We start from the raw sequence: 18886 nt of genomic DNA, 5'->3' as shown, positions 1-18886 counted from the left end.
GATTTAAATCTTAATAAAGTGAAAAAAATGAAAATATTTTTAATTATTATTACTCTGCTACTGACACAATCTTTTGCAGATAAAACGGTTATAAAAACAATAACTGTAAACCAGATGCTATATCCGAATAAAACACTCTCTGAGCTTAAAGAGATAGCTGTACAAAAAGCAAAACTCTCAGCCGCAAAGGAAATTTTCGGGGAATTTTTACTCTCCGAGACAGTGATGGTTAACGGAAAAATCCTTGATGATGTTGTTCGTGAAAAATCTGGAGGAGTAGTTCACATAAAAGGTGAGCCAAAGTTTCAAAACGGTGAAAATTTCGGTGACTTGCAGGTAACTATAGAGGCATATGCAACAGATGAGGAGATTCAAGATATGACTCCGCAGTTTATAAGGTTGGATGATTTTACATACACCAATGCCGATATTGCGCAAAGAGACCTAAAAGGGGCAGCAGAGGGTGCATTTATTGTTGAGGCAATATCATCAAAAAAACCTTCTGCTAGAAATACTTCTGCAGATGAGGCACGTAAGCTTGTCCTATCGGTTGAGATTACAAAAGCCAGTTATGATGAGGAGTCTGCAACCTATACTATGTCTGGAGCAGTAGAGTATATTCCGGCATTTTTAAGAAATGCTGATTTAAGCAAGAGCAACGAAGAGACAGTAGAAAACAGTAAAAATATTTTATATAGTTCCCAAGAGCGTATACAAAAAGTAAAACGTGGTTTTTATGGGGTTTGGAGTGGCTTTATTATGCGTTCAAACGGCGGAAGCGGAGATGTTATGATAGAGATAACACAAAGCGGTGTCGGGACAATTGACTACAACTCATTAAATTGCGGAGGAGAACTTATTATACAAAGCAAAACTGCAAATATAGTTAAGTTTAAAGAGATTCTTACTTATGGTGAAGATAAATGTGTAGATAAACATTTTATAGATTTAAAGAAATTAAATAATACACAACTTCTCTTGATGCAATATAATGAAGAGAATAAAGAGGTAGCCAGAGGGACTCTATATAGAGAACAATAGTCTTTTTAACAATTTGGGAGTTACATGTACAAAGTTTTTTTATTAATTTTAATCTATTTTTTTGCAGGGTGTGCTCCGGCAGTTCAAGTAAAGCCTAGTGAACAACTTCCAAAATGGGTTGATTCTCCTGACGCTTTACGAGGAGTGGGCTCGAGTGAAGTTAATTTTCAGGGTGTATATACTCAACGTCTTGCAGCTGTTAATAAGGCAAAAAGTGATTTGGCGCATAGTTTAAAATCATACATTACCTCAGTATACAACAGTAGTGAAAAAATCAATGAAGATAAAATCTTAAATAAAAACCATAATAAGATTACAGCTTTATCGGAAATTTTTTTAAATGAGAGTTATCAGGTCGATGCATACTTTGATGAGAACAGAAAACTATATGTTCTAGTGGAACTTTCAAAACCAAGGCTAAACAATCTTTTAGGCATAAAGAGCGAGTACGCAAAAACTATGCAGACTCTGCCAAAACTAAATACGAGAGCGTTTGACAAAGATGAACTTATGCAAAGCAGATGTTATCCTCAGAATATATTAAAAACAATTGATACTAAAGCCGACTTGTACCAAAACAAACCTGTATGGTTTTTTAGACCAAATCAAAATACTTATCAGGGAAGTGTCGGTATCGCAGAAAAAGAGAGTTTGAAAAGTTATGAAGAGCAAAAAAAAGTTGCTACAATCTTGGCGAAATCAGCTCTTTCAAAGCGAAAAAAAACACAAATTGCATCAGAACATGAAGCATTGGAAATCTTACATAATGATACATCAGGAGAAATCTTTGAAACATCGTCAATTGTAAGAAGTGCAAATAGATCCCAACCAACGACTGTAAAAGATATATGGCTTGATCCGCAGAGTTGTGAGCTGTATGTTTGGATTGTTAATAATTAAAAAAATAAAATACAAAGTATATAAATGAAACTATTAAAACATTTACTTTTTGTTACTCTCTTGCCTCTATTGTTCTCTGGATGTGTATCTAATCTTGCAAACTCCATAGGTGTTGATTTAAGTAACTCCTCACAGCAGGATAAAATGTATATTGCGGGTCATTACGCAGAAGCGGCAACTCTGGCATATGAGAGCAAAGATAAGAGAGCTTCATTAGATGAGGCAAATTTACTCTCAATTCTAAAAGCAGGAAACTCATATTTTTATGCAAAAGATTATATTAACAGCATTAAGATGCTTGATGAATCAGAAAATATTATCAAATTTCACCATGAGGAGACAATAGGGGGGAGTGTGGCAGACTACATGTCACAGCTGATGCTTAATGATGCGGCGATAGATTATCATGCAACTATAAGTGAAGCGATAATGGTAAACACATACAAGTCTCTCGATTATATGGCACTAGGAAAATACGCAGAGGCTAGAGTCGAACTAAACCGCGCTATTGACCGTCAAAGACGTGCAAAAGAGACATATGCAGAGTTGATAGGCAAGCAAAAAGATGCAATAGCAGAAAAAAGGAGAGAGAAAAGAAGTGCCGGGTTTGATAAAACACTCTCCAATGCAACAATTAAAAACATAGCGCAAAGAAACTACTCATCTTTGGAGCAGTTTCAGGCCTATCCTGATTTTGTGAATCCCTTTACAACCTATTTGGCAGGTCTGTTTTTTGCAATAGAGGGTGACTACTCAAAATCATCATCACTTTTAAAAGAGGTTCATGGGATGGTGCCCAAAAATAAAACAGTAAAAGCTGATTTTGAGATGGTAGAAGATGCACTCTCGGGCAAGCCCATTAGTGAAAAGTATGTATGGGTGATATACGAGAACGGTTTAGGAGCTATCAAGTCTGAGTATAGAGTAAATATACCAATGTTTCTTTTCACTCCTAAATTAGTATATGCAGGGATAGCCCTGCCAAAAATGAATACAAGAGAGCAGGCAACATCAAACATAACCGTTTTTTCTCATGGGGAAAAACTAGAAGATACATCATTAGTCGCCGACATGGACAGAGTAGTGTTAACAGAGTTTAACTATTCGTATAACGATATTTTGACCCGGGCAGTTTTCTCGGCAATATTAAAAACTTATGCGCAGTATAGGGCAAACGAGAAAGGGGGAGCTGTTCTTGGTCTCGCAACCGGCATTTTTCAGTCTTTAACTACTCATGCCGACACTAGAGTTTGGAACTCTTTGCCAAAAAATTTTCAAATTGCAAGGGTAAAAATGCCATCTGACGGAAAACTGCTTCTTAAAGCCGGAGTTAAAAATTTGGATGTAAAGATTGATATCAATGCCAAACATTCTATGATTTATGTTAAAATTCCAGCAGTAATTTCAACACCAGGCATTAGTGTTATCAGCTTTTATTAAAGGCGATAAACTGCATTTTGTTAATAACTAATTTTATACACAAAGATTCTCATGTCAACAAATACATTTAAGTACCAATTTTTACTTGTTTTAGCTTTTCTTGTTTCATTTTTTATTGTGTTCTTTGTCCTCACGAACGACAAAAAACAAAGAGTTAAAGAACACTTGCGCCAAACTATTTCAGCCAACCAGATGAATTATGATACAAATTTAAGATTGTATAAAAAAATAGCACAACATACATTTGATTTAATAGTTCAAGAGCCCGATATTTTAAATATTTTGGAAGAGGCGCTAAATGCAGACGATATCAGAAGAGGTGTTTTGAGAGAAAAACTCTATGATTTGACAAAAGGGGATTATGCAAAGTTGGTAAAATTGGGTGTTTTGCAATTTCAATTTGTCTTTCCAAACAGTCAGAATTTTTTAAGGACGCACAAGCACGAAAAATTCGGGGATGATTTGAAAGGTATTAGATACAGTTTTGATTATGTTAATAAGCACAAAGAGTTTATAGAGGGGTTTGAGGGAGGGAGAACTATACATGCCTACAGATTTGTTTATCCTGTTTTTTCAAGCAAAAACATCTACTTGGGGGCTGTTGAAATCTCATTTTCCTCAGGAGCATTGCAAAAGTCTATTGAAGAGAATCATAAAACACATACGCACTTTATTGTAAATAAAAAACTTTTTGATACAAACCTGTGGAAACCGGAGATTTTCAACAAATATCTCCAAAGTCTTGAGCATGAAGACTATTTATACACGGTCACCTCAAAACTTGATATAGAGGAGGCAAGAAAAAAAGAAAAAGCAATCATAGATAAATACATGAAAAAAGATATAGAAAAAAACTTTAAACATGAAAAGTCTTTTGCTTTGTGTCATGAGTTTGACGATTCCGTGCAGGTGGTTACTTTTATACCTGTTAGGCACACTGACAATAAAAGTGTTGTTGCATATTTTGTTTCATATGCAATGAATGATGAGCTAAAGAATATTATCAGCGACTATAAACATATTAATGCAATAATCGCTATCGCCTTAATGGTGTTATTTTATTTTCTTTATAGAATTTTAAAATCAAATATTAATATAAAGATTGCACAAAAGGAGACAAAATCAATTATTAATTTTTTGCCCTCAATAATTATACTCTATAGAAATAAAAATATTATAGAGGTCAATTTAAAGTTTTTAATGTTTTTTAATCAATATAAAGACTTGGAAGAATTTTTAAATCAATATGAGTGTGTTTGCGATTTGTTTGAAGTGCACGATGATAAAAACTATATTCAGAGTAAGTATATAAATGGAGTCTACTGGACAGACTATATAAAAAACAAAGATAAAGTACACAAAGCCATGATAATAAAAGATGGCAAAGAGTATCACTTTGCCGTTAAAGCGAGAGAAGTTATCTATCAAAATGAGACTACAGACATAATCCAGTTGATCGATATAACAAATGAAGTAGAGTTAAATAATAGTGTTAAAGACAAAGAGAAACAACTGTTTCAACAGGCTAAAATGGCCTCAATGGGAGAGATGATAGGTAATATAGCTCATCAGTGGAGACAGCCTCTAAATATAATAAGCGTTATGAATATGAAAGTGGAATTTATGTTAGAGCTAAACGGAAGCGTGAGTTATGAAGATTATAAACCGATGTCAGAGGCAATAGCAGGTCAGCTTGAGTATATGACAAAAACTATTGATGATTTCAGAAGTTATTACAATCCAAATAAATTAAAAGAAAACTTTTGTGTTAAACAAAGCATACAGGATGTTTATAATTTAATAACCCCTCAATTAAACAGCCATTCGATAACACTTAGCATTATAGATGATTCCTCCGATGAGGAGTTGATTCTGTATGGTTATGCGAATGAGTTCAAGCAAGTTATTATAAACATAGTAAACAATTCAAAAGATGCTATTTTACAGTGCCAAAACAGTGATAAAGAAAAAGTTGGACATATAGAGATAAAAATCAAAAAAATTAATGACGAAATAATTATTGCAATAGAAGATAATGGAGATGGGATACCGCTTGATATTATCGATAAAATATATGAACCCTATTTTACGACTAAACATAAATCTAAAGGGACAGGTCTTGGGCTGAATATGAGTCACCAAATCATTACTGACCATATGAATGGAACAATAGTAGTTTATAATTCAACAGAGAATAATCATGATAAAGGAGCAATCTTTATTATTACCCTACCTGTAAACAAGAACAATAATGTAAGTTGATGCCAAAGATTGTTTATGTTAGAATATAAAGAGCAATAAGGAGTGTTGATGAGGTCTCATATATTAATTGTTTTAGCATTGGTTGCTTTTTTTGGCTGTAGTAAATCGCCGGAACCTGCCGGTGCAATAGTAAAAGTTGTAGATGGGTGTGGCAGTGGAGGTATTGTCATCACAGATATAAAAGGGAGAAAAAAACCTGATGGTTTTATGCAGGCTCAGGTTATCGGTGAAAATAGTTCCAACAACTATCAGGCTCTTGAGTACCGTGTAGTTTGGCTTGATAAAGAGGGTTTTAAAATAGAGAGTATTCTCTCAGGCTGGAAAAAAGCTCCGGCATATGCAAACCAGCCTTTTTACATTAATGCAACATCACCAAATACAAAAGCGACAACGTTTCGCTTATATATAAAACAAGACAAGGAGATAACATGCGACAAACAATACGATGGACAATAATTTTAGGTGCAGTTGGACTTTTATTTAGTGGATGTGCAACAAAAACCACAAATATTGATATAAACAACGACAAAGGCGATGCTGTGATGGGTCTTGATTACCGTGATTTTCAAGGCGCGGCTCAAGACATGATAGAGTCACTTCTAGCTTCAGGAGCTGTAAATAAACCAAATGGCGAGCGTTATGTTCTTGTGGTCTCTAGAATTATCAATGATACGATGCAGCATATTGACACAGATCAGCTTGTTAAGAAAATACGTGTAGGTCTTTTGCGCAGCGGTAAAGTTGTTGTGACAACTGCTGTAGGGGCAAACGGTGCTGAAGATACGATGGCTATGAAAACGAGAAAAGAGCTTAGAGGAGATGATGAGTTTAATCAAAAAACTGTTGCAGGAAAAGGGTCTATGATAGCACCTGATTTGAGTCTCTCTGGAAAAATTCTTCAGCGTAATATTAGTGTAGATAAATCTACCCAGCGTGTTGAGTACTATTTTCAAATGTCTTTGACAGATATCAAGACAGGCTTGGCTTTTTGGGAAGATGAGCGTATTATAGGAAAACGCGGCAGTAATAAATCTGTAGCGTGGTAAAAACTTTTATGAATCTGGTAAAAAAAATATGAAATATTACATACTGGCGATTGCAACGGCAGCACTGCTAATAAGCGGGTGTGCCCAAAAGGCGACAGTTTACGCAATACAGCCAGCGGAAGTTGACCGTATGGCAAGTACTAAAAAGGTTGCGGTTAGCACTTTTTCACATGATACAGTGGGACTATCTAATAAGATTGAGGTTGAGTTGGCGGGTAAGAAGGTTGACGAAAAGAACTATTTTACAACAATCAGCCGCAGCGATATAAATAAAGTGATAGAGGAGCAACGTCTTCAAAATTCAGGTCTTTTTGATGAGTCAAGCTCTGTAAAAATGGGCAGATTGCTCGGTGCTCAAGCGCTTATCAGCGGTGATATCTCGGCAGCATCGATGAGTGACAAATCTTTTTATGAAAAAAGAACCAAATGTTCAGATGAGAAGTGCAAAGAGACTTACAAATATAGTGTTCGCTGCATAAGACGTGATATGGCTATAGTTGCTCAAATAAAAATTGTTGATATACAAAAAGGGGATATTATCTATGCAGAGACTCTAAGCAAAAATGGAGCATGGAAACATTGTTCAGATGACACAGATGATCTCCCCTCAAAAGCTTATGGTTTGAATATGTTGGCTGATGAGGTAAGCAGAAGTTTCGTTCAAAAGCTTGTTCCATATTATGCCACATACAGAGTTTTACTTCTTGATGAACCTGACATAGAGTATTCAGATAAACAAGAAGATGAACTTGAGCATGCACTTGAATATATACAGCATAAACGCTACGACAGAGCAGAAGAGCTTTTAAGCAAACTCCTTGAATCAACTTCTGATAAAAGTTATGTAGCAGCATACAATCTGGCAATAGTCAAAGAGGTTCAAGGTGACCTCACAAGTGCAAGACAACTTTTTGAACTTGCTGATTCTTTAACTGTAAAACCTGTAGAAGCCGTTGATTTGGCAATTTTACGTATAAACAGCTCAATATCGTCGCATAGACATGCTCAAGAACAGATGCAACAATGAGAATATCAGTAAACATTTTACTCGCACTGTTGGCTCTTTCATTTGGCGGATGCAGCGTGGGCAAACCATCTCAGGCTCTACATGTAGAAAAACAACTCCCTTTGTGGTATATAACTCCACCAGTGAACAACGGAGTCTTTATTTATGGTGTTGGAGATGGAATAAATAGAGAAGAAGCAATTAAAAGTGCACTGGACAACCTTGTTTCAAAGCTTGGAATTACCATATCGTCTCAGTATAACTCTGCAACAAACACTCAAAAAGGGTATAGGGAGTATTTCACACAAACTAGCAGTTCTGATATCAGAAGTGAAGTAAGTAAAATAAGAATTAGCAATTATGAGGTTGTTGAGGTTCATAAACAAAACTATAAGCACTTTGTAACTCTTGTGAGTTCAGATAAAAAAATATTGACAGAAAGTTTGTTAAAAACTTTAAATCAAATATATAAAAAGATTGAAGATAAGCAAAAATATATCAGTGATATGAATATACTAAGCCGATATTCTTTTTACAAAGAGTCGCAGCAAACACTCTCACAAACACTCTCAACACTTTTGGTTCTTGACTCATTAGATAAAGACTTTGATGATGCACCTTACTTAAAAACAATGCAGATTCTTAATAATGATTTTGATTTGTTACTTAAAAACATGAGTATCTCTTTTTCTAGCTCTAAAGAATCAAGAGCATTTGCAAATGCAGTGAAAACAGCTTTAAGTGAGACTAAAATAGCTATAAAACCAAACAGCCAAAATGATAAAAACAATATTAACATATCGCTCTCACATAAACTAGACAAAGCTTTCTCTCATGGAGTTTATATCGCCAAGAGTTCCGTGCTGATCGAGGTTAAAGATGAGAAAAAAAATATTATACACAGTGAGCAAATAAATGTTGTTGGCTACTCGCCACAAAGTGATGATATTGCTATGTCTGATTCTGTTGAAAATTTCAAACAAGAGATACAAAAAAGAGATGTTTTAAAGATTCTTGGAGTCAATTAAAAAAGCAGTTTAATATTACCATCCATTTACTCCCAATTCGTTATACTTCCCTAACTTTAACACAAGGTCTAATACTTATGATTTCTAAGATTGAGTTAATAAAAAAAGAAGTTTCTAAAGTAGTTGTAGGACAAGAGAAGATGATAGATTCTCTTCTTATAGCACTTCTTTGTGATGGACATATCCTTATCGAGGGTGTCCCTGGACTTGCAAAGACTACAACCGTAAATGCATTGGCACAAAGTTTAGGTCTTAACTTTAAACGTGCCCAATTTACTCCGGACTTACTCCCATCAGATATACTTGGTGCAGAGATTTATGACCCGCAAAATAACAGTTTTAAAATCAAAAAAGGTCCTATTTTTACAAACCTGCTATTAGCAGATGAGATTAACCGTGCTCCTGCGAAAGTACAATCTGCTCTTCTTGAGGTTATGCAAGAGAAACAGGTTACGCTAGGTGATACGACTTTTAAAATAGAGCCTCCATTTTTTGTTATGGCTACTCAAAATCCGGTTGAGCAAGAGGGTGTTTACCAGCTTCCAGAAGCTCAACTAGACAGATTTATGCTAAAACTGATAGTTGACTATAATACAAAAAAAGAGGAACTGGAGATAGCAAGACGAATCTCAAGCGGAAACTTTGAATCTATAAAAGCAGTAGTTACAAATGATGACTTGCAAGAGATAAAACAGGCCATAAAAAATGTACATGTAGATGAAGAAGTTGAAGAGTACATGATAGAACTTGTTAATGCAACCAGAAATCCTACACTTTATGGTCTTGATGATATAAAAGATTATATCCAGTTTGGTGCTTCACCTCGTGTAAGTATAGATATGTTTAAGGCTGTAAAAGCTATGGCGTTTATGCGCGGAAAAGATTTTGTTACTCCTGTTGATGTGGCATATATCGCAAAAGAGCTTATGAGACATCGTATAGTTTTAACTTATGAAGCAGAGGCTGAGGGTGTTACAACAGATGAAATTATTCAAAAAGTTTTAGAGACTGTAGCAATTCCGTAGGTCGTAAATGAGCAAGCTATCTCAATACGGTTTATCCGTGCAAAAAATATTAGTTCGAGCAAAGCGTCAAGTCTTTAGTGAAATGGTCGGTAACAACCCGTCGATTTTTCAAGGCGAGGGGTATGACTTTATAGAGCTTCGTGAGTATATGCCAGGGGATGATATCCGCCATATCGACTGGAATATTACAGCAAAACTTCAGAAGCCTTTTATTAAAATATTTCGTGAAGAGAGAGAGCTAAATGTTGTTATAGTCTCTGTTTTAAACGGAAGTGTACATTTTGGCTCAAAAAAGTTTAAACAAGAGTCTATTGCTGAAGTAGCTGCACTGCTTAGCTACTCAACTCTAAAAAATGGAGATTTGCTTAGTTCATATATTTTTACCGACGAGATGATCTCTAGCTCAAAACCAAGCAAAAAACTCCACCAGATTCAAAAAAGCGTAGAAGATATCTTAAGTTTTGATGCAATAAACAAAAAAGTAGATTTTAAAGTTATTGCAGACACTTTGTTTAAGAGACTAAAAAGAAAATCTGTAATTTTGGTTATCGGTGACTATTTTGAGATTCCAGATTTTAGACTTCTGGCTAGAAAACATGAAGTGCTCTCCATAATTGTTAGAGATAGACTAGAAGAGAATCCTCCGGCTATGGGTTTCGCCTCTTTGGTTGACCCTGAGAGCGGAGCTGTTTTAGAGGGGGACTTTAACTCTTCAAGTGTAAAAGCTTACAGTAAAAAAGTTCAGGCACACGACCACATACTTTATGACTCTCTTAGAAAAGATCAAATTAGATTTTGTAAAATATATACTGACTCTCTTGCAGGTGTAGAACTTCGCAGATTGTTTGAGGGTAGATAAATGAAAGCACAACAAGCTCAAAGTTATGACATTCCCCTACACGATATTAAGACCATAGTTGATGTGACTGAGTACTCTTTATACTATCTTTTAGGTGTAAGTTCTGTTGTGCTTATTGTTTTGTTTTTAGGGTTATATCTTTTATACATGTGGTATAAAAAAAGAAATGCTTTTAATATCAAAAAAGAGCACTACAGACTTCTGCATGAACTTGATTTAAGTGATACAAAACATAGCGCATATGCCATTACAAGTTATGGTCTGACATTTAAAGATGACAGTCCAAGGCATCAGGAGATGTATACAAATATAACCAACAGACTTGAAGTTTATAAATACAAAAAACATGTTGATAAGTTTGATAGTGAAACACTAGGTTATATAGAGCTATATAAGGGCATGATTGATGTTTGACGGACTTTATTTTGAGTTCCCATATCTGATTTTAATACTCTTGGTTTTTATGGTTTGTGCCAGAGTGTGTAAGATGAAGATACCATCTATATATTTTCCTCATACAGGGAGTTTTTTAAAGAACTCCGTTTCGGCTTCAAAACCTCTTTTATTTCTTAAATGGCTTGGAATCACGATGATGATTATAGCTCTTATGTCTCCTGTGAAAGATGAGCCTTATGAACTTGAGCCAAAAGAGGGGTATGAGATAGCTCTGATTTTAGATGCTTCCCAATCAATGCAAGCCAGAGGGTTTGACACAAACAACCCTATGCTTACAAGATTTGATGCCGTAAAAGAGATAGTTAGTGACTTTATAAATCAGAGAAAAAGCGACAATATCGGTCTTGTAGTTTTTGGAGCATACTCTTTTATTGCTTCTCCGCTAACTTATGATGAAAACATTTTAAATAAAATAGTCTCTCAACTCTACATAGGGATGGCAGGAAAATATACAGCGCTAAATACCTCTTTGGCTCAAGGTGTAAACCTTTTAAAGATGAGTAAGTCTAAAAGCAAGGTGGCAATTTTACTTACCGATGGGTACAGTACGCCAGAGATAGATAAAATTCCTCTGGATATTGCTATAGAGATGGCAAAAAAAGAGGGAGTAAAAGTTTACCCAATAGGAATAGGCAACTCTAACGAGTATAATCAACACGTTTTACTAAAAATTGCCAAGGAGACTAGTGGAGTTGCATTTGGAGCTTCAAGTGCCGCAGAGCTGAAAGCTGTATATAAAAAGATTGATGAGCTTGAAAAATCAGAGATTAAGAGCGAGAGTTTTACATATATAAACTACTATTTTATGTTTCCGCTGTTTATCTCACTAATATCTTTAATGCTATATATATTTATAAGAAACAAAAGGGGATATGCATGAGTTTTTTACACCCTGAGTTTTTATACTACATGTTGCCACCGCTATTTATACTTTTTGCTTTACTCCTTACCCAAAAGGAGTCTCAAGCAGAGTACTTTAGTGAAGAGGTGATGAGTAAATTGCGTGTAAGTGCAAACTCTCTTACTTTAAAAGCAAGAAATACTCTGTTTTTACTTATGGGAGTGTTTATGATTTTGGCACTTGCACAGCCTGTTATAAAAGAGGGTACTGTAGAAGTTAAAGCAAAGAGTGCAGATATTATGATTGCACTTGATATATCAGACTCAATGCTGGCAGAAGATATCTATCCAAACCGTTTAGAGTCTGCAAAACAAAAAGCACTAACCCTTTTAGACGAAGCGCCAAATGAGCGGATAGGAATAGTGGCATTTGCTAAAAACTCATACCTTGTCTCACCTCTGAGTTTTGATACAAGCGCTGTTTCTTTTTTGCTTCGCCAACTAGACACTACCTCTATAACAGAAAAGGGGACTGACTTTTTATCTGTGATTGATATTGTAAGTAAGTCGCAAAAAGAGCAAAAGAAAAAGTATCTGTTAATACTGAGTGACGGTGGAGATAAAAGTGACTTCTCGCAGGAGATAGAGCTGGCAAAAGAGCAGGGTGTTACTGTTTTTATCTTGGGTGTTGCTACGAAAAAAGGTGCTCCTATAAAGCTTAGTGATGGAACTTTTATAAAGCACAACGGAGATATAATCATCTCAAAACTAAATGAAAATATTATAGAGTTAGCTACAAAGACCGGCGGAGTGTACATAGAGAGTTCTACATCATCAAATGATATAAAAACAATGCTCAGAGAGATTACAAATATTAGTGATGAAAAAGAGTTAAAGAGTGAAGAGATTCAAAGATTTATACCTCTTTTTTACTATCCACTGGCAATAGCACTTATGATTTTACTGATTGCAACAAGTTCAATAAGCAAGAGGCAAAAGTCAAGTCTGCCGTCAGTTTTCGTTCTTTTTATACTGCTGTTTTCAAATCTACATGTAGAAGCAGGAATGCTCGATTTTATGGAACTGAACAAGGCAAAAGAGGCTTATGAAAAAGGTGATTTTGAGAACTCCGCAAAACTTTATGAAGAGTATGCAAAAGAGAGTGGAAGTGGCGAGGGTTATTATAATTCAGGTAACTCTTACTATAAACAAAAGAAATACAAAGAGGCATTAGAATCTTATAAGAAAGCGACTTTTGATACTCCAGAGGGCAGAGCAAAAAACTTTTCTAACATAGGAAATGCTCATGTTAAAGAAGCCTCACAAGGCTCACTTGAAAAAGCCGTTGAGGCTTATGAAAAATCTTTAGAAGAGAGTGAAGACAAAAACACAAGAGAGAATCTAGAAGCAGTTAAGAAGCTTATAGAAAAACAAAAGCAAGATTCCAAAGAGGATAATAAAGAGGATAGTGACAAAAAAGATAAAGATAAAGACCAAGATAAAAAAGATAAAGAGTCAAAAGAGAACGATAAAAAAGATGGCGACAAAAAAGAGTCTGAAGATAAACAAAAAAAAGAGTCAGATGAAAAAGATGAAAATAAAGAGGAAAAAGATAGTTCAAAAAGTGAAAACTCAGAAGATAAGCAAAAAAACAAAGATGATATGAAAAGCAAAGAAGAGAAAGAAAAAGAAGAGAAAGAGAAGAGAGAAAAAGAAAATAAAGAGAAGAAAAAAGATGATTTAAAAGAGTTGAACAAGGATGAAAAAGATAATTCTAAAGATAAAACTCAAGAGTTTGACACATCGAAAATGAGTGAAGCAGAGGAACAGAAGTGGATGCAACAGCTCAATACAGACAGTAATACATACTTATATCAGCTAAATAATGAAAAACCAAAAAACAGCGACTCAGATGAGAAACCTTGGTAGAAAAAATAAATAAAAGAGGAAACAATGAACAATATATTTAAAATACTATTTTTATTACTTATATCTGCAAATATCACACATGCAGCGGTTACAGCAAGGGTAGATTCAAAAAGTGTAGAACTAGGAGAGATGGTTACCTACTCTTTGAATGTATCTGGCGAGAATATTGCAAGACCTGTTATTCAAAGATTATGCGACACAGACGTAATATCTACAAGCTCTCAAACAAGTGTACAGATAATAAACGGAGATGTAACAAAAAGTTATATACTAAGCTATAAATTTTTGCCACTAAAGAGTTGTACAATAGAACCCGTAAAGGTTGAAATTAATTCTAAAACAGAGTTGAGCAACTCAGTCAGTGTAGAGGTCAAACCGGCAACAGCCGCAAAAGATTCAGACTTTTTGCTAACGCTAAGCAGTGAGAAAAAAGAGTTGTTTGTCGGTGAAACATTTGATTTAACTCTTACCTTTAAACAAAAAGCAGACGCTGGCGCTGTAGATAGTGAATTTTTACCACCTGAGTTAAGTGGATTTTGGATAAAAAATGAATCTAAACCGCTAAGGCATCAAGAGGGTAAATATACTATTACAAAGCTTACCTACACAATGGCTGCTCAAAGGGCAGGGAAGTTAAATATTCCAAAAGCTCAGATGCGCATAGCTTCAAGAGGTGGCAAAACTGATATTTGGGGTGCTTGGTCTCCATCAATAAAATGGAAAACATATTTTTCAAATGAGTTGGAGTTAAATATTAAACCGCTTCCAGCAGGAGTAAATTTAGTTGGCGACTTTACTATATCAACAGCGGTTGATAAAAAAGTTGTAGATGTAAATGAGGCTGTAAATATTACAATAAAGGTTTTAGGAGCCGGCAATTTAGAGGATATAAAAAGCTTTAAGCCCTCCATAGATGGAGTTAGTGTCTTTGATGAAAAAATATCTATTAAAGAGAAGTTGCTAACTCAGAACATTGCCTTTGTAGCAGAGAGAGACTTTGTTATACCATCATTTAGTATAAAGTTTTTTAATCCAAAGACAAAAGAGACAAAAACCATTGCTACAGATAAGATAAGCATAAAAGTTAATAATGCAAAATTAAAAGAGGAGTTAAATATACAAAAAGAGGAGAAGCCTCTTTCTGATGATGTGTCACATGTAAATACTCAAAATGATAGATTTACTCTGCTTGTTACTTTTTTAGCAGGCTTAACATGTGGAATTTTAATTATGCTTTTAAAGCCGTTAAAACTATTGAAAAAAAAGAAGAGCTTATCCGTAAAAGAGCCGAAAATTCTTTTGATGAAATTACTTCCATATAAAGATGATACAGAAGTTAAAGAGATAGTTGACATCTTAGAGAAAAACATCTACTCAGGGCAGAAGCTAGAGTTAGATAAAAAAGCTTTAAAAGGGCTTCTAAAGAGATATGAAATAGACTAATCTAAAATATCGTGAAGTCTGTTTCCACTTTTTATATTGTTATGAACCTCGCTCCAGTTGTCATCTTCTATATTTTTTTTAAGAAGTTTTAGCTCATCTTCAAAAAGTTCTATTGCCTCTATGAGGTTTGATTTATTTTGTCTGAAAATATCTTCCCACATGTTTGCAGAACTTTTTGCCAAACGGCTCATAGAACGAAAACCACCGGCAGCTAGGGCTAAAATATTGTGCTTATTCTCTTGGTTCATAACCGTATTGGCAATTGAGTAAGAGATAGCATGTGGCATATGCGATATAAACGCTGCATGTCTGTCGTGTTCCTCTGCATCCATAAAATATTTTTTCATTTTTAGTTCTTTAAATATTTTTTTAGCAACTTTAGTCTGTGTTTCTCCACTATTTTGTAAGTCACATAAAACTACTACCTGATTTTCATAAAGACCTTCAATCGCTGCATGTGGTCCAAAGTTCTCTGTTCCGGTCATTGGATGAGCTGCTACAAAATTTTCTCTTATCTCAGCTGGTATAGAGGAGACAATTTTAGCTTTTGTACTTCCCAAGTCTATGATAGTTGTGTTTTTTGAGACATCACAGAGATTTTGCAATGCTGAGATTACTCCATCAACAGGAATCGCAAGAAATATTACATCGTAACTTTTTATATCATCAAACTCTACAATTTTTTCAACCAAGCCGAGTTCTAATGCATCTTTTTGGTGGAGTAGATTGTGATCGCTACCGACAATACTTTTAATGAAATCTAATTTTTTTAAACTAAGGGCAAGTGAGCCACCCATAAGCCCTAACCCTACTATTGCTACATTCATATCAATTCTTTTCTTTTATTTGTCAAATTATACAAAGTTTACTTAACATTAACCTCATAAAAGGTAAAATCCCTTCTTAATTTTATAACTATGGAACCTTAATGAGAATATTTTTAGCAACATTGCTAACCCTACTAGCCGTAAACTCTTTCGCATACACAATTGAATCTATTAAATACAATGGCATGGTTCATATATCAGAGCCAGTCGCACTAAGAATGCTGAAGTTTGAAATTGGTGATACAATCGATGATGAGATGATTGATAAGTCGATTAAAACTTACTATAATCAGGGGTATTTTGAAGATGTATGGGTTGAAATGGAAAATGGAAATTTAACATTCAACTTTAAAGAGAAAGCCCTTATCTCCAAGATTGAGCTAAAAGGGTGGAAAGAGAATGATGCTGAAATTAATGACAGTGTTATTAAGATAAAAAAAGGCTCTTTGTATGATGAGCAAAAACTCGAAGAGGCAAAAAAAAGAATTATTGAGGCAATAAGTCAAGATGGTAAAATAGACAGTGTAGTTGAGATTCAAAAAGAGATTCTTGAAAATGGAAGTATTAAAATAATTTTTGTAGTGAACGAAGGTGAAGAGATTACTATAGAAAATTTAGATTACAGCGGTGTTTTTGGTCTTGAGAGTGATGAGTTTAATGAAGTTTTAGCAAATAAAGAGAGAGAGTTTATGGGCTGGTTCTGGGGGCAAAATGATGGAAAAATGAGACTTCCGGATTTAGCAAATGATCCTCTTAGAATTCGTGATTTGTATATGCAAAATGGATATCTTGATGCTGATGTAAAAGAGCCGTTTGTAAAAGTTAATTTTGATAATTACACAGCTGATATGAGTTATCAGATTAGCGAAGGTGAAGTGTATACAATTAGTGCAATAACAATCAACCAGACTAAACATGTTATTGATGATGAACTTATAAAAGAGTTGATAAAACTAGAAATCGGTAAGCCTTTTAATATTAAAACATTTCGTGATGATTCACAAAAAATTAAAACTCTTATAGCAGACTTAAGTTATGCTTTTGTTCAGGTTATCCCAGATTTGAAAAAAGATAAAGAGAAACAAACAGTTGAAGTAATTTTTAAAGTTATGCCTGGTGAGAGGGTTATGATAAGAAATGTAATAATATCAGGCAACACAAGGACGCTTGATAGAATTGTTAGAAGAGAGTTGTATTTGGGACCTAACGACATGTACTCACTTACAGACCTTACAGACTCAAGAAATGCACTTGGGCGACTTGGTTTCTTTGATGGTAACACTATTGAAGAGAGAAGAGTTGACAACAAGACTATGGACCTTGTGGTAAAGCTTAAAGAGGCACCTACTGGAAATATTCAACTAGGTGGTGGATATGGAAGCTATGGAGGTCTTCTGGTAAGTGTATCAGTTGATGACAGAAATGTTTGGGGTTCTGGTATAAATGTAGGTGTAAAAGCTGAACGTTCAGAGCTTACATCAAGCTATTCATTTAACATTTCTAATCCAAGATTAAATGATAGTGACTTTAGCGGTAACTTTTCGGTATATACAAACGATACTGAATATAATGATTACTCTGTCTCTTCAAATGGTATAAGTACCGGATTAGGACATAGATTTACTAGGCACATAAGTGGTTACCTAGGTTATGGATTTTCAGATAATAGTTACACGTTTGATCAGAATACAACAGTTGATACTACGCTCTTTGAAGATTACTCAAAAAGTTCAGTTACGGCTAGTGTTAAATTTGACAATACAGATGATTTTTATCTCCCTAGAAGTGGATTTACACTAAGTCAAAGTTTTGAAGATGCAGGAATTGGCGGAGATGCTAGTTTTATTAAAGCCAGAACAAATTTTGGTATTTTTAAAGGTCTGGAGAGCTATTTAGGTTTCGATGCCATAATAAGATATAAGGCTAGAGTTTATTATGCTAAAGAGACAGGCTTTTTACCACTGGCAGAGAGATTTTATATGGGTGGTATTGGAAGTGTAAGAGGGTATGAATCATACTCTCTATCTCCGACAACAGAGGATGATGCAGCAGTTGATAACTTAAGAAGAGTCGGCGGTGAGTTGACAGCTTCAAATAGTTTGGAGCTTAGTTTACCTCTTGTTCCAAAGGCTAAAATGCGTCTAGTTACATATCTTGACTATGGATATATAGGTGCTTCAGGTAATGAACTAAAGAGCAGTACAGGCACTTCAGTGTATAAATCAAATGATATTACCCGCGGTGGTTTTGGTTTTGGTCTAGAGTGGTTCTCTCCTGTCGGGCCGATTCAGTTGATGTTCTCAAAACCAATAGGACAAGAAGAGGGTGACAAAACAGCAGTGTTTGAGTTCACTATGGGTCAAAGGTTTTAGTCGGTTCTTTAAACCCTAAAACCATCCATTTGCCATCTATATTTTGTACGAGTAGTGTCACGCTACTTGTTTTGTTATTGTTGGTCACTTCTACATCTGCATAGGTGTTTTTTTCGGTCAATTTTTCTATTTTAATGTTTTTATACTTTAAATCTTGGTATTTTTCTTTTAAGCAGACATTAGCTAGCTTTATATCATCAGTATAACTTTTTTTATCAACACTACATGTATCTAAAGCTCTAGAGAGGAAAAAAATACTAGCATTGTCATTTGCATTCCTAGATACTTTTGCCATATCTCCTTCTTTAAGAGCATCATACATATTAGATACAGCATCTTTTGGTGAGCTACAGCCTATAAATAAAAGTCCTGGTAGTACTAGTGATATTTTCAGTAAGTTCATAATTTTCCT

Annotated in this window: 17 protein-coding genes; 15 read left to right on the top strand and 2 right to left on the bottom strand. The window is 34.8% G+C overall.

Annotated elements, in window-relative coordinates:
* Positions 1 to 27 precede the first annotated feature (27 nt).
* From HUE88_RS09245 to HUE88_RS09180, 14 genes are all read left to right on the top strand, one after another.
* On the top strand, positions 28 to 1041 hold the full coding sequence (locus tag HUE88_RS09245; RefSeq protein ID WP_194368423.1) for a hypothetical protein: 1014 nt from the start codon (positions 28 to 30) through the stop codon (positions 1039 to 1041).
* A gap of 24 nt (positions 1042 to 1065) precedes the next feature.
* Complete coding sequence (locus tag HUE88_RS09240; protein ID WP_194368422.1) at positions 1066 to 1941, top strand: LPP20 family lipoprotein; 876 nt, start codon at positions 1066 to 1068, stop codon at positions 1939 to 1941.
* A 24-nt stretch (positions 1942 to 1965) separates the two neighbouring features.
* Entirely contained in the window at positions 1966 to 3381 is a 1416-nt protein-coding gene (locus tag HUE88_RS09235; protein ID WP_194368421.1) for a COG3014 family protein, read from the top strand.
* Positions 3382 to 3432: 51 nt separating this feature from the next.
* Positions 3433 to 5643 carry a sensor histidine kinase gene (locus HUE88_RS09230; protein WP_194368420.1) on the top strand — a complete coding sequence of 737 codons (2211 nt, stop codon included), beginning with the start codon at positions 3433 to 3435 and terminating at the stop codon, positions 5641 to 5643.
* Between the two features lie 48 nt (positions 5644 to 5691).
* The gene (locus tag HUE88_RS09225) at positions 5692 to 6099 is read left to right on the top strand and encodes a YcfL family putative periplasmic lipoprotein (RefSeq protein ID WP_194368419.1); all 408 of its coding nucleotides are present in this window, start codon (positions 5692 to 5694) and stop codon (positions 6097 to 6099) included.
* Positions 6072 to 6689 carry a penicillin-binding protein activator LpoB gene (gene lpoB / locus HUE88_RS09220; RefSeq protein WP_194368418.1) on the top strand — a complete coding sequence of 206 codons (618 nt, stop codon included), beginning with the start codon at positions 6072 to 6074 and terminating at the stop codon, positions 6687 to 6689. The genes HUE88_RS09225 and lpoB overlap by 28 nt, the downstream gene beginning before the upstream one ends.
* Before the next feature lie 28 nt (positions 6690 to 6717).
* Positions 6718 to 7716 carry a DUF6340 family protein gene (locus tag HUE88_RS09215; protein WP_194368417.1) on the top strand — a complete coding sequence of 333 codons (999 nt, stop codon included), beginning with the start codon at positions 6718 to 6720 and terminating at the stop codon, positions 7714 to 7716.
* A complete protein-coding gene (locus HUE88_RS09210) occupies positions 7713 to 8723 on the top strand; it encodes an LPP20 family lipoprotein (RefSeq protein WP_194368416.1) in 1011 nt (336 codons plus the stop codon). The genes HUE88_RS09215 and HUE88_RS09210 overlap by 4 nt, the downstream gene beginning before the upstream one ends.
* Positions 8724 to 8800: 77 nt before the next feature.
* Complete coding sequence (locus HUE88_RS09205; protein ID WP_194368415.1) at positions 8801 to 9748, top strand: AAA family ATPase; 948 nt, start codon at positions 8801 to 8803, stop codon at positions 9746 to 9748.
* Between the two features lie 37 nt (positions 9749 to 9785).
* The gene (locus HUE88_RS09200) at positions 9786 to 10607 is read left to right on the top strand and encodes a DUF58 domain-containing protein (RefSeq protein ID WP_229860061.1); all 822 of its coding nucleotides are present in this window, start codon (positions 9786 to 9788) and stop codon (positions 10605 to 10607) included.
* Positions 10608 to 11021 (top strand): hypothetical protein, encoded by a 414-nt coding sequence (locus HUE88_RS09195; RefSeq protein ID WP_194368414.1) that lies wholly within the window; start codon positions 10608 to 10610, stop codon positions 11019 to 11021. It begins immediately after the preceding gene.
* Positions 11014 to 11943, top strand: a complete 930-nt coding sequence (locus HUE88_RS09190; protein WP_194368413.1) for a VWA domain-containing protein — start codon at positions 11014 to 11016, stop codon at positions 11941 to 11943. Before HUE88_RS09195 ends, HUE88_RS09190 begins: the two co-directional genes overlap by 8 nt.
* Positions 11940 to 13832, top strand: coding sequence for a VWA domain-containing protein (locus HUE88_RS09185; protein ID WP_194368412.1), 1893 nt, complete (start codon positions 11940 to 11942; stop codon positions 13830 to 13832). The genes HUE88_RS09190 and HUE88_RS09185 overlap by 4 nt, the downstream gene beginning before the upstream one ends.
* A gap of 24 nt (positions 13833 to 13856) precedes the next feature.
* Positions 13857 to 15275 (top strand): BatD family protein, encoded by a 1419-nt coding sequence (locus HUE88_RS09180; RefSeq protein ID WP_194368411.1) that lies wholly within the window; start codon positions 13857 to 13859, stop codon positions 15273 to 15275.
* On the opposite strand, the gene HUE88_RS09175 is transcribed toward HUE88_RS09180, so the two are convergent.
* Positions 15272 to 16102 carry a prephenate dehydrogenase gene (locus tag HUE88_RS09175; RefSeq protein WP_194368410.1) on the bottom strand — a complete coding sequence of 277 codons (831 nt, stop codon included), beginning with the start codon at positions 16100 to 16102 and terminating at the stop codon, positions 15272 to 15274. The genes HUE88_RS09180 and HUE88_RS09175 overlap by 4 nt on opposite strands.
* A 101-nt stretch (positions 16103 to 16203) precedes the next feature.
* Here HUE88_RS09175 and bamA point away from each other — a divergent pair, with 101 nt between their 5' ends.
* Positions 16204 to 18474, top strand: a complete 2271-nt coding sequence (gene bamA / locus HUE88_RS09170; protein WP_194368409.1) for an outer membrane protein assembly factor BamA — start codon at positions 16204 to 16206, stop codon at positions 18472 to 18474.
* Here bamA and HUE88_RS09165 read toward each other — a convergent pair.
* The gene (locus tag HUE88_RS09165) at positions 18455 to 18877 is read right to left on the bottom strand and encodes a nuclear transport factor 2 family protein (RefSeq protein ID WP_194368408.1); all 423 of its coding nucleotides are present in this window, start codon (positions 18875 to 18877) and stop codon (positions 18455 to 18457) included. The genes bamA and HUE88_RS09165 overlap by 20 nt on opposite strands.
* Between the last annotated feature and the right edge of the window lie 9 nt (positions 18878 to 18886).

Origin of the sequence: Candidatus Sulfurimonas baltica (assembly GCF_015265455.1) — a bacterium.
GTDB lineage: Bacteria > Campylobacterota > Campylobacteria > Campylobacterales > Sulfurimonadaceae > Sulfurimonas > Sulfurimonas baltica.
The sequence above is the reverse complement of the archived record's forward strand: the minus strand, read 5'-3'. Positions and strand labels throughout refer to the sequence as shown.

Bases quoted from the DNA above. Each gene is read 5' to 3' on its own strand.
- HUE88_RS09165 (WP_194368408.1), bottom strand. From the start codon at position 18,877: ATGAACTTACTGAAAATATCACTAGTACTACCAGGACTTTTATTTATA.
- HUE88_RS09210 (WP_194368416.1), top strand. From the start codon at position 7,713: ATGAGAATATCAGTAAACATTTTACTCGCACTGTTGGCTCTTTCATTT.
- HUE88_RS09180 (WP_194368411.1), top strand. From the start codon at position 13,857: ATGAACAATATATTTAAAATACTATTTTTATTACTTATATCTGCAAAT.
- HUE88_RS09225 (WP_194368419.1), top strand. From the start codon at position 5,692: ATGAGGTCTCATATATTAATTGTTTTAGCATTGGTTGCTTTTTTTGGC.
- HUE88_RS09230 (WP_194368420.1), top strand. From the start codon at position 3,433: ATGTCAACAAATACATTTAAGTACCAATTTTTACTTGTTTTAGCTTTT.
- HUE88_RS09175 (WP_194368410.1), bottom strand. From the start codon at position 16,102: ATGAATGTAGCAATAGTAGGGTTAGGGCTTATGGGTGGCTCACTTGCC.
- bamA (WP_194368409.1), top strand. From the start codon at position 16,204: ATGAGAATATTTTTAGCAACATTGCTAACCCTACTAGCCGTAAACTCT.
- HUE88_RS09235 (WP_194368421.1), top strand. From the start codon at position 1,966: ATGAAACTATTAAAACATTTACTTTTTGTTACTCTCTTGCCTCTATTG.
- HUE88_RS09215 (WP_194368417.1), top strand. From the start codon at position 6,718: ATGAAATATTACATACTGGCGATTGCAACGGCAGCACTGCTAATAAGC.
- HUE88_RS09245 (WP_194368423.1), top strand. From the start codon at position 28: ATGAAAATATTTTTAATTATTATTACTCTGCTACTGACACAATCTTTT.
- HUE88_RS09240 (WP_194368422.1), top strand. From the start codon at position 1,066: ATGTACAAAGTTTTTTTATTAATTTTAATCTATTTTTTTGCAGGGTGT.
- HUE88_RS09205 (WP_194368415.1), top strand. From the start codon at position 8,801: ATGATTTCTAAGATTGAGTTAATAAAAAAAGAAGTTTCTAAAGTAGTT.
- HUE88_RS09195 (WP_194368414.1), top strand. From the start codon at position 10,608: ATGAAAGCACAACAAGCTCAAAGTTATGACATTCCCCTACACGATATT.
- HUE88_RS09190 (WP_194368413.1), top strand. From the start codon at position 11,014: ATGTTTGACGGACTTTATTTTGAGTTCCCATATCTGATTTTAATACTC.
- HUE88_RS09185 (WP_194368412.1), top strand. From the start codon at position 11,940: ATGAGTTTTTTACACCCTGAGTTTTTATACTACATGTTGCCACCGCTA.
- lpoB (WP_194368418.1), top strand. From the start codon at position 6,072: ATGCGACAAACAATACGATGGACAATAATTTTAGGTGCAGTTGGACTT.